Annotated in this window: 16 protein-coding genes; 3 read left to right on the top strand and 13 right to left on the bottom strand. The window is 35.5% G+C overall.

Going from position 1 to position 14,540, the window contains the following annotated elements:
* Positions 1-107: 107 nt before the first annotated feature.
* The 10 genes from ACAM30_RS07100 to ACAM30_RS07145 form a co-directional block, all read right to left on the bottom strand.
* Positions 108-1,580 carry a nicotinate phosphoribosyltransferase gene (locus ACAM30_RS07100; RefSeq protein WP_369617851.1) on the bottom strand — a complete coding sequence of 491 codons (1,473 nt, stop codon included), beginning with the start codon at positions 1,578-1,580 and terminating at the stop codon, positions 108-110.
* 24 nt (positions 1,581-1,604) lie between these two features.
* Positions 1,605-2,336: a metallophosphoesterase gene (locus ACAM30_RS07105; RefSeq protein WP_369617852.1), complete on the bottom strand. Its 732-nt coding sequence runs from the start codon at positions 2,334-2,336 to the stop codon at positions 1,605-1,607.
* A gap of 3 nt (positions 2,337-2,339) precedes the next feature.
* Complete coding sequence (locus tag ACAM30_RS07110; protein WP_369617853.1) at positions 2,340-3,179, bottom strand: ADP-ribosylglycohydrolase family protein; 840 nt, start codon at positions 3,177-3,179, stop codon at positions 2,340-2,342.
* 63 nt (positions 3,180-3,242) lie between these two features.
* Positions 3,243-3,797, bottom strand: coding sequence for an RNA 2'-phosphotransferase (locus tag ACAM30_RS07115; protein WP_369617854.1), 555 nt, complete (start codon positions 3,795-3,797; stop codon positions 3,243-3,245).
* Positions 3,798-3,802: 5 nt separating this feature from the next.
* Positions 3,803-5,257: an O-acetyl-ADP-ribose deacetylase gene (locus ACAM30_RS07120; protein WP_369617855.1), complete on the bottom strand. Its 1,455-nt coding sequence runs from the start codon at positions 5,255-5,257 to the stop codon at positions 3,803-3,805.
* A gap of 9 nt (positions 5,258-5,266) precedes the next feature.
* A complete protein-coding gene (locus ACAM30_RS07125) occupies positions 5,267-5,794 on the bottom strand; it encodes an NADAR family protein (RefSeq protein ID WP_369617856.1) in 528 nt (175 codons plus the stop codon).
* Between the two features lie 102 nt (positions 5,795-5,896).
* Positions 5,897-6,730, bottom strand: a complete 834-nt coding sequence (prs, locus tag ACAM30_RS07130; RefSeq protein ID WP_369617857.1) for a ribose-phosphate diphosphokinase — start codon at positions 6,728-6,730, stop codon at positions 5,897-5,899.
* A 76-nt stretch (positions 6,731-6,806) separates the two neighbouring features.
* Positions 6,807-7,499 (bottom strand): NUDIX domain-containing protein, encoded by a 693-nt coding sequence (locus tag ACAM30_RS07135; protein ID WP_369617858.1) that lies wholly within the window; start codon positions 7,497-7,499, stop codon positions 6,807-6,809.
* A gap of 115 nt (positions 7,500-7,614) precedes the next feature.
* Positions 7,615-7,971 (bottom strand): PKD domain-containing protein, encoded by a 357-nt coding sequence (locus ACAM30_RS07140; RefSeq protein ID WP_369617859.1) that lies wholly within the window; start codon positions 7,969-7,971, stop codon positions 7,615-7,617.
* A gap of 66 nt (positions 7,972-8,037) precedes the next feature.
* Positions 8,038-8,943 (bottom strand): LysR family transcriptional regulator, encoded by a 906-nt coding sequence (locus ACAM30_RS07145; RefSeq protein WP_369617860.1) that lies wholly within the window; start codon positions 8,941-8,943, stop codon positions 8,038-8,040.
* A gap of 85 nt (positions 8,944-9,028) precedes the next feature.
* Here ACAM30_RS07145 and ACAM30_RS07150 point away from each other — a divergent pair, with 85 nt between their 5' ends.
* The 3 genes from ACAM30_RS07150 (at position 9,029) to ACAM30_RS07160 (ending at position 12,435) form a co-directional block, all read left to right on the top strand.
* Complete coding sequence (locus tag ACAM30_RS07150; RefSeq protein WP_369617861.1) at positions 9,029-9,790, top strand: type 1 glutamine amidotransferase domain-containing protein; 762 nt, start codon at positions 9,029-9,031, stop codon at positions 9,788-9,790.
* 164 nt (positions 9,791-9,954) lie between these two features.
* Positions 9,955-11,112 carry an iron-containing alcohol dehydrogenase gene (locus ACAM30_RS07155; RefSeq protein WP_369617862.1) on the top strand — a complete coding sequence of 386 codons (1,158 nt, stop codon included), beginning with the start codon at positions 9,955-9,957 and terminating at the stop codon, positions 11,110-11,112.
* A 327-nt stretch (positions 11,113-11,439) separates the two neighbouring features.
* Positions 11,440-12,435 (top strand): NAD(P)H-dependent glycerol-3-phosphate dehydrogenase, encoded by a 996-nt coding sequence (locus ACAM30_RS07160; RefSeq protein WP_369617863.1) that lies wholly within the window; start codon positions 11,440-11,442, stop codon positions 12,433-12,435.
* A gap of 75 nt (positions 12,436-12,510) precedes the next feature.
* Here the strand turns inward: ACAM30_RS07160 and ACAM30_RS07165 are convergent, their stop codons facing one another.
* The 3 genes from ACAM30_RS07165 to ACAM30_RS07175 all read right to left on the bottom strand — a co-directional run bounded on the left by ACAM30_RS07165 (position 12,511) and on the right by ACAM30_RS07175 (position 14,483).
* Positions 12,511-12,918, bottom strand: coding sequence for a hypothetical protein (locus tag ACAM30_RS07165; RefSeq protein WP_369617864.1), 408 nt, complete (start codon positions 12,916-12,918; stop codon positions 12,511-12,513).
* Between the two features lie 80 nt (positions 12,919-12,998).
* Complete coding sequence (gene pheS, locus ACAM30_RS07170) at positions 12,999-14,018, bottom strand: phenylalanine--tRNA ligase subunit alpha (RefSeq protein ID WP_369617865.1); 1,020 nt, start codon at positions 14,016-14,018, stop codon at positions 12,999-13,001.
* Between the two features lie 108 nt (positions 14,019-14,126).
* Entirely contained in the window at positions 14,127-14,483 is a 357-nt protein-coding gene (locus tag ACAM30_RS07175; protein WP_369617866.1) for a hypothetical protein, read from the bottom strand.
* Positions 14,484-14,540: the final 57 nt, after the last annotated feature.

The raw sequence follows: 14,540 nt of genomic DNA on the forward strand, positions 1-14,540 counted from the left end.
ATTTCTAATTCTACCATCGAAACTATGTCACCCCGATGGGGTTCTTTTAAATCACTCCGCTATCAAAACTATTGATAGATCATCCCTCCAGGATTTATTAACTTAGTTTATACTTTTTCAACAGCACTATCAATTTTAACTCGAGACCTAACATCTGTTAGAGACTGATCTGTTAAAAGTTTCCCATCTCTAAAAACTTCCTTCAATTCGCCTTGTTTCTCATCTTCCCAGGAAACATTATCGGTTAAATGATATACACCATCAACCAAATCAATTTTCATCAATCCTTTGGCTGATTTTTTAGTTCCGTCATCTGTAATTGGATCTTTAAAAATAGCTCTGCCCTCTCCGTTAACTTCTCCATAAGTCGCTTTCATTGCAAAACCAAAAGTATCTCTGGTATTGTATTGATAGGTAAACGAACCAATCCCTAAAACAACATTTGTAGAGGCAAATCCCTTCTCTTTTAATCTTTCGCAAATTTGAGTTGCTCTTGCTACTGTAATACTATCTCCATAAATAGCACCAATTTGCGGAATAAGCTCTTTATATCCTTTTGCATTAACTGTGCCTCCAAAAACATCCCAAAGCAGCTCAATTACCCCTTTTTTCTCTTCTACAGTTTTTCCGTTTGGATTACCACAAATAATATCTACGGGATCACCACTATCAGGTCGGATCACCACTTTACCTTCTCTGGCGATTATCTCTTCTTTCAATCTTGGTAAATAATCGGTCAAAACTTTCCATAAATCCCAGGTATCCGAAACGATAGACACAATTCCTTTTGGATACACTTCAGTAACCAGTCTTTTAAACGTCTCGCACTCCCCTTCAGTTGTTCCCATACACATTACAGAGTGCTCCGTTGCCGCAACCGAACCTGCAATCAATTCGGTATCAGAATTAGCATTGTAGTATTCTTCAAAAAAGTCAATTACCGGTATGGTATCAGAACCTGTAAAACTCAGCAAATGTCCCGCTGCAGAAGTAATTGCTGCCTCGATTCCACCCATTCCTCTCATGGAGAAATCATGCGCCTGCCAATCTACAAACTCAGGAACTGATGATGTTTCGTCGGCATATTTGTCCAGTACTTTTCGATATTCTTTTGCAATAGTAGCAGAGTTGCATGGCAGCCAGATTACAGCAGACAATAAGGTTTCGAAATAATTAGTCAGCCAGAAAAACTCCGGAAGCGTATTGTACATCGTAAACATTGGCACTCTTAGGGGTACGCTGACACCTTCCGGCAACGCTTTAAAAACCATCGGAATATATCCTAAGTCGTGTAAATCCTCAATATGTTTGGTTCCAACCTGATTTTCACCTAAATAATTATTGATTCTGCGAGCGTATTTTTTAACCACCTCTTCTTTTGGCTTTTTAAAGAAATCGGTCTCAAAATCGTGAATGATATATTTTTTGATGAAATATTGCAATCCGAAGAACACCACTTCTTCTAGTCCTTCAATTCTTGATTTTCTTGGCGTCCAGTTAGAATATACTAATGTTGTTCCGTCTGGGTATTGTCTTCTGTGGTCAACTTTGTAACCGTCGGTTAATAATAATGGGTTCATAAAATTTCTTAGTTATTTTTTCAATTATTTATTTCTTCCTTTTTCATTTGGATAAAGCCCTTGTACTATATCACTTTGCCAAAATACTTTTGTTTCCACATCAAGACCCGTTAATCTGCCATAAAAGCCAGCCCCGGTATCGACATTCCACACATTACATCCTTGCATTGGAATCTCAACATTATAATGAAGGGTTGGTGTGTGACCAATATAAATCTCATTATAAAGTAACAATCTTTTCGGATAGGAAAGCGAATTTTTTTTAATTCTCTTATCCATTGCCAAAGCCATTTCCCACAACGTTCTATCCCACGAATAATTGCTTTGGTAATGTTCTTTCTCCGGGCCATGCATCGACGAAAAACCGGCATGAATGAATAAATTGTTGTTTTCGTCTACAAAGTAATCTTTCATGGTATTGAAAAAATGGCGATGTTTTTCTTTTTCCGAACATTCAATATCGACATAACTCTCTATAGTCGATTTCCCTCCATGCAAAAACCAAATATCGTTTATAACATCATTCTCTAACCACTCCTGACACCAGACATCATGATTTCCTTTGATAAAAATACACTGCTGTTTTTGAGATAAATCAATCAGAAAATCAATTAATTGTTTTGATTCACTCCAGCCGTCTACATAGTCTCCCAAAAAAATAAACCGATCCTTTTCTGAGCAATCAATTCTCTCTAATAACTGAATTAATGCTTTTAATCCGCCGTGAATATCCCCAAAAACAAAGGTTCTTTTCATGATTTAATTAAACTTATTATCGAGAGCTGCATCTAATTTTATTAGAAAGTCTTTTCCAAATGTATCGTTCTCCAAACCTTCATACAAAAATGCAGGCAGCACTTTATCACAGTCTTTTTTGTTACTTAAAATTGCCATACACAAAGCAGCAACAGTATCAGTATCTCCGCCATAATTGATACTGGTTTTCAAGCAATCCTTCATAGAAGTCGCTTCGGAAACGATTTTAATAACCGCTTGTGTAGTTGGGTATCCATGCATATCGATTGGCGAAGTAATTTTATAGGTTTCATTCTCCTTCAGCGTTTCATTTAAAAATGACACTAAACTCGATCCGTCACCCAAATTGTATTTAAAATAGTGAACAGCTAAAGCAATACGCTTCGCACAACTGATCCCTTCAACAGTATAATGAGAAGTTCTTGCCTGAATTTCGCAGAAAGCCATCAACTGATCAATATCTTTTAAATATCCAATACTATAAGCCCGCATAGCAGAACCATTTCCGTTACTTCCGTTGTTGATTATCTTAATGAAATCAGAACCGTTTTTACTTGCATCAAGTGCATTGTAAACTCTATCCGAGTATCCTCTCCTTTTATCTCTGTGAAATACTTCAACAAACTTATCTGCTACTTTGATTTCGTTCCAGTTTTCCTCTTCTAATAACAATTCCGAAATTGCAATTGCCATTTGAGTGTCGTCTGTATAGCGTTTGTAAATTTCAGTATAAAGTCCGTGTTTGTGATACTGGGTTAAATGGTTGTTCTGAGAAATAAAATCTAAATCCCGAAATTCAAAACCTGCCCCGTACGCATCACCTATTGCCGCTTCTACTATCATAATTGGTTATTCTCAAATAATTAAAATGTTGCTTCTCACATCCCACATTTCACATTTTACATCCTACATTCTAAACTCTATATACTTTGCCGGAACTTCATCTGTAAGCCAAACATTATTCTCAGACAAATAGAATTTAAATCCGTCCCGATGCATACTGCCGCTTCTTACGGTTAAAATTTGCGGAGCTCCGCGCCTGCTTCCTACCGTTACTGCGGTTTCTTTGTCTTTAGAAAGATGCACATGCTGACGACTCATTTTTTTCAAACCTTCCTTCTGAATGCTTTCCATAAACTTCCCAACCGTTCCGTGGTATAAATATTCCGGCGGATCCGTTTCACTCAAATTTAATTCAACAGAAATGGAATGTCCCTGACTTGCTCTGATCCTTGTTTTGTCATCATTAAAAGCAAATCGTTTTTTATCGTTGTTTTCTACTACGTAATCTAAAAGTTCAGCCGTCATCTGACTTTGGCTTCCGTTTTTATTACATTTTATAATTAACTCTTCAACATCTGCCCAGCCATTTTCGTCTAACTTAATACCAATGGTTTCGGGTGAATGCCTAAGCACCAGACTTAAAAATTTACTGACGCTTTTTGCTATTCTTTCATTCATGATTTTTAATTTTTTAACTTTAAAGACAATCGTTCACACAAATCATCAATATCGTTTTTTCTTGCTACTCCCAAAATCCACTTTTGAGGAATGTTGTCAATTCCATAATAAATACCCGCCAAACCTCCTGTGATAGCAGCAGTTGTATCGGTATCTCCGCCTAAGTTTACAGCTTTTAAAACGGTTTTCTCGTAGGAATTCCAATTTAAAAAACACCATAAACTAGCTTCTAAACTATGAAGAACATAACCTGACGAATGAATTTCATTTTCGGGATATTCTGCTATATTATTTTTTAAAATCCTATCAAACAATTGAAGCTCCAGAGGATTAAATTTCTTATCTCGTAAAAAGTCAGCGACAACATCCTGCATCCTTCTATATGCTTCTGTGTTATCAGTGGCTTTCAAAAGTTCTAAGCAATAAACAACGTAAATAAAACAGGCAAATCCTGATCTAAAATGGGCATGGGTAATAGACGAGACTTCTTTTACTTTTTTATAAATGTCTTCAATATCTTTTTCGTTTTTAAGATAAAAAGCTAAAGGTAAGATTCTCATCAAAGAACCATTTCCGTTATCTTTTTCTTCAAAACCACCACATAATTCGGGTTCATGTCCTTTCCCAATATTATGAATTGCATTTCTGGTTGCTATTCCAATATCAAAAACTTTCCCGTGTGGCGTCCATAATTCTGTGTTATAACATTTTACAAAATTTCTTGCAATATCAGATAAATCATAACCATTGCACAAACTTTCTGCTAAACAAAAAGCTAGAGAACTATCATCACTCCATGTTCCTGCTGGCTGGTAATGTGTTCCAAAACCTATCATTTCAGAAACAGGATTTTCTTTTAAATCAGATCTAGAGTAAAACTCTACAGGAACGCCTAAAGCATCGCCAACAGCCAATCCAAATAAACCTGATTTAATTTTATAATTGAAATCATCTTCTATTATATCATTATAAATTTTGAAATTCTCTTCATCAAAACAAACAAAAACAATTTTTTCGAATTGATTTTTTGATTCAAAATTATCGATCACATTAATCGCAATTTCCGCCGCCAAATCTTTTGGAAACTTATAGATACCAGTGCTTATATTAGGGAAAGCAATTGTTTTTATATTATTTATAACCGCCAATTCTAAAACACTCAAATAACAATTTTGCAACAATTCAACTTCCAGACTTTTACCTCCATTCCAAACAGGTCCAACAGTATGAATCACATATTTTGAAGGCAAATTACCCGCTGTTGTTAGTACAGCATCGCCAACTTTACAGCCGCCTTGTTTATTTCGAATTTGAATACATTCCTCTAAAATGGCTTTTCCTCCTTTTCTGTGAATAGCCCCATCAACTCCACCACCGCCTAATAAAGAAGTATTCGCTGCGTTTACAATTGCGTCAATCTGAATTTCAGTGATATCTCCTTTTAGAATTTCTATTTTCATAACCTACCATTATCTCAATTCATCCCTAACTTCCATCAAAGCAAAACCTAATAAGTTAAGCCCTTTCCACTTTTCAGGATTCAGAACATCTTTGTGATCACCTGCCATTCCAATTCCCCAAATTGCATCTACGGGACTTGCTTCTACTATAACTCTATCTTTTGTATTTAGCAAAAAAGCTTTTAGTTCTTGATTTTGACTGAATTTATGATAATTGCCTTCTTTCACAATGTCAAATCTAGCAGCTAACCAAATTGCATCATTGTAATTTTTAACCTGACGGCCTAATTTTTTAGCTTCGGCAGGAGAATTAGCTTTAATAATTTTTGCTAAAACTTCATTATCGTTAAACAATTCTGCTTTTTTTGCCATCATCCAGTGTTCGGCAGTTTTGTACGTCACGCCATTTACTTTAAAAGAACTTAACCACCACTGACTAAAGCAGGTTTTGGTAATCGTTCCGTCTTTACTAGGCTGATGTCCCCAGAAAAATAAAAACTTACTTTCCGGAGCTATGGTATCTATATTGTATTTCATGTTTTTTGTTATTGAAACAAAGAAGCGAGTTCTCTGTTATTTTTTTTCAAGTTTCAGGTTTTAGGTTCCCTATATAACTTGAAACCTGAAACCTGAAACTTTTCAAATTAATTGATCCAATCCAATCACCTGAACGCTTTCGCCTTCAAAATCTTTTACTGAATTGGTGATAAAAATGGCATCGAAACAATCCAAAACTTCGAAACCTTTATTGAAAATTCCGTGGCTTACTGCTAAGTATAATTTTCCGGCATTTTTCTTTTTTAATTCTTCAGCTAATCCGACGAAAGTTCCTCCTCCATCGCAAATATCATCTACAATTAAACAGTCCATTCCGTTTAAATCGTCTTCATATACTTTAAAACCAGACAATCTTCCGGTTTTTACGTCACGGCTTTTACTGCATTCTACTACTTCGATTCCGCCAAGAAATTCAGAAACTTTGTAGATTTTCTTTAAAGCACCGCCATCCGGAGAAATTAATTTTACGTTTTCGCCAATTACTTTCAAAACTTCCGCGATAAAAGTATGATTCGGGATCACTTCACAATGGTTTACTAAGGCCGGAGTCACTTCAGAATGCGCATCAAAAACAAATACTTTATTCAACTGAAGCGTATTAATGATATCGGCATATACTTTTACAGATAACGATTCGCCTTTAATCATCACACGATCCTGTCTGGCTGCCGGGAAATATGGAATAAAAAGATCGATTACTTTAACTTCCATTCTGCGCAATGCATCTACTGTGATGCACAACAGACCTAAATCGTTGAATGAATTTAATCGATGGGTAATGGTTACTTTTTGTGTAGGATCAAAATCAGGACTGATTTTAATATGAGGTTCTCCTCCTGAAAATGTGAAACTTTGAAATTTGATTTCTTCCTTATTAAGAATTGGAGTGAATTTTGGGTCTAAATTAAGTATCATAGTTTTTTTTAGTTTGCGTTAATTATACGCAAATATAGAGCAATATATTTATTAAACAATTTATTTTGTGTAAAATTTACGCAAACTTTATTTCGAAGTGAAAGCCTTTTCCTTTTAACTCTTTGTATTTCAGATAATTGAACTTAAAAAGTTTAGCCGGGCGGCCGCTTTTTATAGGTGAAAAATGATCAGTTTGATCTAAAAAGCCGTAACTGAGTATCTTCTTTCTGAAATTTCGACGGTCTATTTCTTTCTCCAAAATAGTACAGTACAGATTTTCGAGGTCTGAAAATAAAAATTCCTGAGGAAGCAAATCGAAACCAACCGGTTCATAAGTCAGTTTTGCTTTTAGTCTTGCTAATGCAGTTTTTACAATTAAATTATGATCGAATGCCAGATCGGGAATCTCATCTATTTTGAACCATTGTACGCGTTCGGCATCAGTATCCGCTTTAATTTCGAGTCCGGAAGCATCAACTAAAGCATAGTAAGCCACCGAAATTACGCGATTTCTGGAATCTCTCTTAATATCATCTCCAAAAGTATACAGCTGCTCCATAAAAGTAAGCTGAACGCTGGTCTCTTCGTGCAGCTCTCTAATCACAGCATCACTTAAAGATTCGTCCTGTTTTACTAATCCACCCGGTAAAGCCCAATACTTATCTGCAGAACCAAACTTTTGCTCAATTAAAAGCACATACAAACTGTTGTTCTTATATCCAAACACAATGGCATCAACCGCAATTCGAATATTTTGAAAATTTTCCATATTTTAAAACTCCTATCTTACAAATATAACGAATGAGAGCCAATTTTATAATCTATCACATCAGCAATAAATTATAAAATTGACTCTCATCAATATTCTATTTCTTTTGGCCTGCCTAGTTTATTGTTACGGTTCTCTTTGGAATAGAAGTACAGTTTGCACCATCTTTTGCAACTGTAACCTCTGCTTTAACTTCATAAGTTCCTGCTGCCGGATAAAGATGTGTAATATCTTTACCCGTTCCGGTAGTCCCGTCGCCAAATGTCCAATTTACACTAACTAAAGTTCCGGTTCCACTATATCCAACTGAATAGTTCATTAATTTTGGATTAGTAGCATCAGTTGAATTATGTAGTTTTACAAAAATTGCTTCTGTAAGGCAATCTGCGATCTCATCTTCTTCACGTTTAGTACAGGAATTAACCGTATACAACACGAGAGCAACCATTATAATAGATACTAACTTTTTCATTTTTAAAATATTAAGAATTTATTTATCAAAAATATTTCATAAAAAGACAGAAAACAATGATTTTCATCATAATCGGTTACCAAAAAATAATTTTAACTCTTTGGAAATAATTTCAAAAAACGAATTCAAATTGTTGTTTTTAGCGGTCAATACATACACATACTCTTCCGGCACATGAAAACTATTCCACAATAACTGCAATTTATTCTCTTTAATATATTTTCTCGCATTACAATTCCAGGTTATCGCTACTCCTTCATTGTCCGCCAACATCCTTAACATCTCAGATTCGGATGGAATAATATAATTCGGAACCATCGATGGGCGCTTTTTATTAAAAGCATGCAGCCAAAATAATTTTATATGTGGAATTCTGGCATCGTGACTGTACCATTTTTGCTCATTGAGCCACTGCTCTACTGCTGTATAATTATCTGATTTTAGTTTCTGACGAAATTCTGTTCCATCCAAACGTACCGGAGCCACCATGATCAGCTTAATTTTTCCAACAATTTCGTAGACCGTATCAAAGGTGTCAAATCTTTTTGTGGTGATTGCAAAATCCAGTTTTTTAGCATCTACCAACTCAAAAAGCACATCATTTTCTGCAAAAGTAAAATCGATCAAATCAAATTTAGCGATCAGGAGGTTTCCAATACAATTAAAAAGATTTTTGGAGATCCCAACAGAAATTAACCGATTGGCATCTTCCGCTTTTGCCCGAAAACTGCTTTCTACATTTTCAAGCCGATCCAGCGCATCTATGATTAAATTATTCAGTAACTTAGCGTATTCCGTTGGTTCTACGCCTTTTGACTTTCGATTGAACAATTTATTTCCAACATGTGCTTCCAGCATAGAGATTTGCTGGCTCACCGCAGGCTGACTCATAAATAACTCTTTTGCAGCGATAGAAAAATTCCCGTTTTTATATACAGCCTTAAAGGTTCTGTACCACTCCAGACTCACCATGACATAAATATATTTATAACAAACATAGTTTATTTTATTTTTACTGATATCACTTTAGCCGTAAATTTGATCAAAATTTAAACTTATGAAAAAGATAACCTTACTTACGATTATAGCCTTTAGTGCTTTTAGCATTTCCGCTATAGCACAAAAAACAACAAAAAAAGGTGCCAAAAAAGTACTATTTGTTGTGACCAGTAACGACAAACTGGGAAATACCGGAGAGAAAACCGGATTTTGGTCGGAAGAATTTGCTGCACCTTATTATGAATTATTAGATCAGGGTGTTGAAATTACGATTGCTTCTCCGCTGGGAGGTCAGCCTCCAATTGACCCTAAAAGTGCCGATCCTGCATCAGCCACCGAAGATACCAAACGCTTTGACGCTGATAAAACTTTGCAAGAGAAGTTAAAACACACACATAAACTTTCTACCATCAACCAGAAAGATTACGATGCTGTTTTTTACCCAGGAGGTCATGGTCCGCTTTGGGATTTGGTAGAAGATAAAAATTCCATTGCTTTAATTGAATCTTTCTATACTAATAAAAAACCTGTTGCTTTTGTTTGTCATGCTCCGGCAGTCTTAAAAAACGTAAAAGTTAAAGGCGAATTTTTAGTAAAAGGCAAAAAAGTAACCGGTTTTACAAATGCCGAAGAAGAGGCGGTAGGCTTAACCAAAGTAGTTCCGTTCTTATTGGAAGATGCTTTAACAAAAAATGGCGCTGCATTTTCGAAAGCAGCCAACTGGCAGCCTTATGCTGTAGAAGACGGTCTTTTAATCACCGGACAGAACCCTGCTTCGTCTAAATTAGTCGCAGGTAAATTATTACAGCAATTGAAGTAATAAAGATTCTGAGATACGAAGGTTCTGAGGTTCTAAGCAACAGGACTTAGAAACATTAAAATAAAACAATTACTATAATGAAAGATGCTGAGACATTGAGATTTTAAGAATCTAAAAAAAACTTAGAACCTTAGCACCTCAGCATCTAAGAAACTCTAAAAAAAATGCTAAACTTTGAATTATACAATCCGACGAATTTAATTTTCGGAAAAGGGCAAATTGAAAAACTTTCGACTCTAATCCCTAAAGATGCCAAAATTTTACTGGCTTATGGCGGCGGAAGTATTTTTAAAAACGGAATTCACGAACAGGTTATTCAAAACTTAAAAGGTTTCGATATTGTAGAATTTGGCGGCATCGAACCCAATCCACATTTTGAAACTTTGATGAAAGCGGTTGCTGTGATCAAAGCTGAAAAAATTGACTTCATCTTAGCTGTTGGCGGTGGTTCCGTAATCGATGGTGTAAAATTCATTTCTGCAGCCGTAAATTTCGACGGAAATCCAATTGACATTTTACAAAAACGATTACTCATTAAAGAAAATGCTGTGCCTTTTGGAACTGTTTTGACTTTACCTGCAACGGGAAGTGAAATGAATTCGGGAGCGGTTGTTACGATCGAGGCTACTCAGGAAAAACTGGCTTTCGGCGGAAGTGCTCTTTTCCCTAAATTTTCAATTTGCGATCCAACTGTAATTGCTTCGTTACCCAAAAGACAACTACAAAATGGTGTCGTAGATGCTTATACACATGTGATGGAGCAATACCTGACATATCCTCACGAAGGTTATTTACAAGACCGTATTGCCGAAGGAATTTTACAGACTCTAATTGAAGTTGGCCCTAAAGTGGTTGAAAATCCAACCGATTATGCTTTGGCCTCTAATTTCATGTGGAGCTGTACTATGGCATTAAACGGATTAATTCAAAAAGGGGTTCCTTCAGACTGGGCAACTCACATGATCGGACACGAATTAACGGCTTTATACGGAATTGACCATGCCAGAACTTTGGCAATTATCGGACCTAGTTTATACCAAACGATGTTTGAGACCAAAAAAGAAAAACTTGCCCAATACGGCAGAAGGATTTTCAATTTAACAGGTTCTGACGATGAAGTGGCAAAAGAAGCAATCAATCAAACTGTAGCATTTTTCCATACTATGGGAATGGATACTAAACTTTCGCAATACACAAACGATTATAGCAAAACGGCTGATTTTATTGTAAACCGATTTAATGAAAGAGGCTGGAAAGGTTTGGGCGAAAAACAACTCATTACTTTAGACAAAGTAAAATCGATTGTTGAAATGAGCTATTAAAGCATTAATTTCAAATAAAAAAACAAATTCCAGTTTTAAGCTCATTTGGATTTTTACAAAAAAGGCGTTCTCATTTTATGGGAACGCCTTCTTACAATACTAAAACAAAATTAACTAACTCAATTCTTGCTAAACTCATTAAATTCTAATTTATAAATAGTTACAACGTACTGATTGCCTTTTTATTGTACAATCTGTAAAATATTTTCTATTCCAATTTAAATTCTTCGGAAACCATTGTATTTAAAGAGACTTTCCAAATTTCTTAAATGAGATTTTGTATTATTACTACATTATTAAGTACTTTTGCTTTAAATTATTAAAATAATGAGCGAAAATTTAAAATTTGCAGTAATTGGAGGAGGAAGCTGGGCAACGGCAATTGCAAAGATGTTATGTGTAAATCTTTCAGAAATTGCCTGGTACATGCGTAATGATGCTGCTATAGAACACATTCAGAAATACAAACACAATCCGAATTACTTAAGTTCGGTTGAATTTGATACGGCAAAACTTAAACTGACCAATAATATTAATGAAGCAGTTGCCTATGCAGATTATGTGATTTTTGCTATTCCTTCTGCTTTTTTAGACGGTGAATTGAAAAACTTGACGGTTTCATTGTCCGATAAAATTATCTTTTCTGCTATTAAAGGAATTGTTCCTGAAACAAGTTTGATTGTTGGAGAGCATTTTCACATTCAATACGACATTCCTTACTACAATATCGGTGTAATTACCGGTCCTTGCCATGCTGAAGAAGTAGCACTGGAAAGACTTTCCTATTTAACAATCGCCTGTGGAGATCCGGAAAAAGCTTCTGTCGTGGCCAAACATTTATCCGGAAATTATATCAAAGCCAAAATCTCTGATGATATTATCGGTACTGAATATGCGGCGATGCTTAAAAACATCTATGCTATTGCAGCCGGAATTGCGCACGGATTAGGTTATGGAGATAACTTTCAATCGGTTATTATGAGCAACGCAATTCGCGAAATGAAGAAATTTATCCGCAAAGTTCATAAAATGAAACGTAACATCAATGATTCAGCTTATTTAGGCGACTTATTGGTTACGGGGTATTCTGTGTTCTCGAGAAACAGAATGTTCGGAAATATGATTGGGAAAGGCTATACGGTAAAAAGTGCGATGATGGAGATGAGTATGGTGGCCGAAGGTTATTATGCCACTAAAAGTGCTTACAAACTTAATCAGGGCTATGGTGCAAAAACGCCAATTATTGATGCGGTCTACGCTGTGTTATATGAAGGGAAAGATGCAAGATCAGTATTTAAGAAATTGACGGAGTCTTTGGATTAAAGTTTTCAGTTTCAGTTTTCAGTCGCGGTTTTCAATTACTTTGAATAGGTAAACTGCGACTGAAAACTAAAAAAACTACTTCACCATAATTCCTTCAACAAAAAGGATTGGCACTTCTTCCGTTTTATTTTCATCAAGCGAATTTGCTTTAAAAACAAACTTCTTATCGTATAACGTATTTCCGATGAAGAAAGTCACCATAAATTCGTTATTAAGTACTAAAAGGCTTTTTTCAACCAATTCTATTTTCACAACAGAAACCGCAGGAACCTCAACAAAAGCGTGACGCAGAATAGATGTTTTCTTCATCTCTCCGTCGATTGTTCCAAAGGCTTTTGAAACTACCATTACACTGTCCAGGTTAAAATCACTGTCGTTTACCAAGTAAGCGTACCATACTTTTTCCATAAAGTCATCGCTCCATTCCTGCACTGCTGCCAGAAATACGTTTTCTACTTCGGGAATTATTATATCTTTTTTCATAATCTTAATATTTTGTAAAAAGTAAATAGTGATTAGAAAGAAAGTTTCTCACTAATCACTATTTACTAATAAATTTATTTTTAAATATTGGCTTTGAACTGTTCTAAGAAACGAACATCATTTTCATAAAACATACGAATATCACCAATTTGATACAGTAACATGGCAATACGTTCTACTCCCATTCCGAAAGCAAAACCATTGTATTCGTCCGGATTGATGTCACAATTTTTCAAAACATTAGGATCTACCATTCCGCAACCACCAATTTCCAGCCAGCCTGTACCTTTCGTAATACGATAATCGGTTTCAGTTTTTAAACCCCAATAAATATCAATTTCGGCACTTGGTTCTGTAAATGGAAAATACGACGGACGCAAACGAATCTTCGATTTTCCGAACATTTCTTTTGTAAAATAAAGTAAAGTCTGTTTCAAATCGGCAAACGATACCTCTTTGTCAATATACAAACCTTCTACCTGATGAAAAATACAGTGCGAACGTGACGAAATCGCTTCGTTACGAAATACACGTCCCGGAGAAATAGTACGAATTGGCGGTTTATGATTTTCCATATAACGCACCTGAACAGATGATGTATGCGTACGCAACAATACGTCAGGATTAGTCTGAATGAAAAAAGTATCCTGCATATCACGCGCCGGATGGTATTCCGGTAAGTTCAAAGCGGTGAAATTATGCCAGTCGTCTTCGATTTCCGGACCTTCAGAAACGTTGAAACCAATGTTGGCAAAAATATCAATAATCTGATTTTTCACGATCGAAATCGGGTGACGCGAACCAATAATTACCGGTTCGGCCGCACGTGTTAAATCGCCAAAAACTCCTTTTACTTCCTGTTTGCTTTCCAGCTCTTCCTGAATAACTCTTACTTTTTCTTCAGCAACAGCTTTCAAAGTATTGATTACTTGTCCGAAATCTTTTTTCTGATCGTTTGGAATATTTTTGAACTCTGTGAAAAGCTCTTTCAATAAACCTTTACTCCCTAAATACTTAATACGGAACTGCTCTAAAGATTCTTTATTTTTATCATTAAAGGCTTTCGCTTCCTCTATATGTTCTTTTATCTTGTCTATCATCAGTCTTGCTTTGAAGGTGCAAATTTACATAATTTTAGTTTAAAGTATACAGTCTCAGTCTCAGTTTTCAGTCTGAATTGGACTGAAAACTGAGACTGAGACTAAAAACTAGTCAATCAGTTCTCTTTCTAAAAAATAATTCACAATGGCTTCTTTCATCAAAACCGATTGTTCTCCTGCCTTTAGTGGCGGTAATTCTTCTTTTACTTTATAATGTGGCCATCCGTCGGCATCAAAAAACTCAAATTCATAAAACCCGTAAGGTTCCAGCAATCGGCAAATAGCAATATGCATCAGGTTTAATTTTTCATCTTTTTTGAATTCACGGTGTACTTTTCCGAATTCCTGAACTCCGATCAGATAAATTATGGCGTCTAAATCTAAATCTTCTCCTTGCGAAAATTGATTCGACAATATATCGACGAGCTTTTCCCATCGCTCTTTTAGTTGTGTATCTCTGGACATTTTTATTTATGATTTTTGACTGTAGATTTTAGATTGCTGATTAAAAAAATCCATTCT

The organism is Flavobacterium sp. CFS9, assembly GCF_041154745.1.
Taxonomy (GTDB): domain Bacteria; phylum Bacteroidota; class Bacteroidia; order Flavobacteriales; family Flavobacteriaceae; genus Flavobacterium.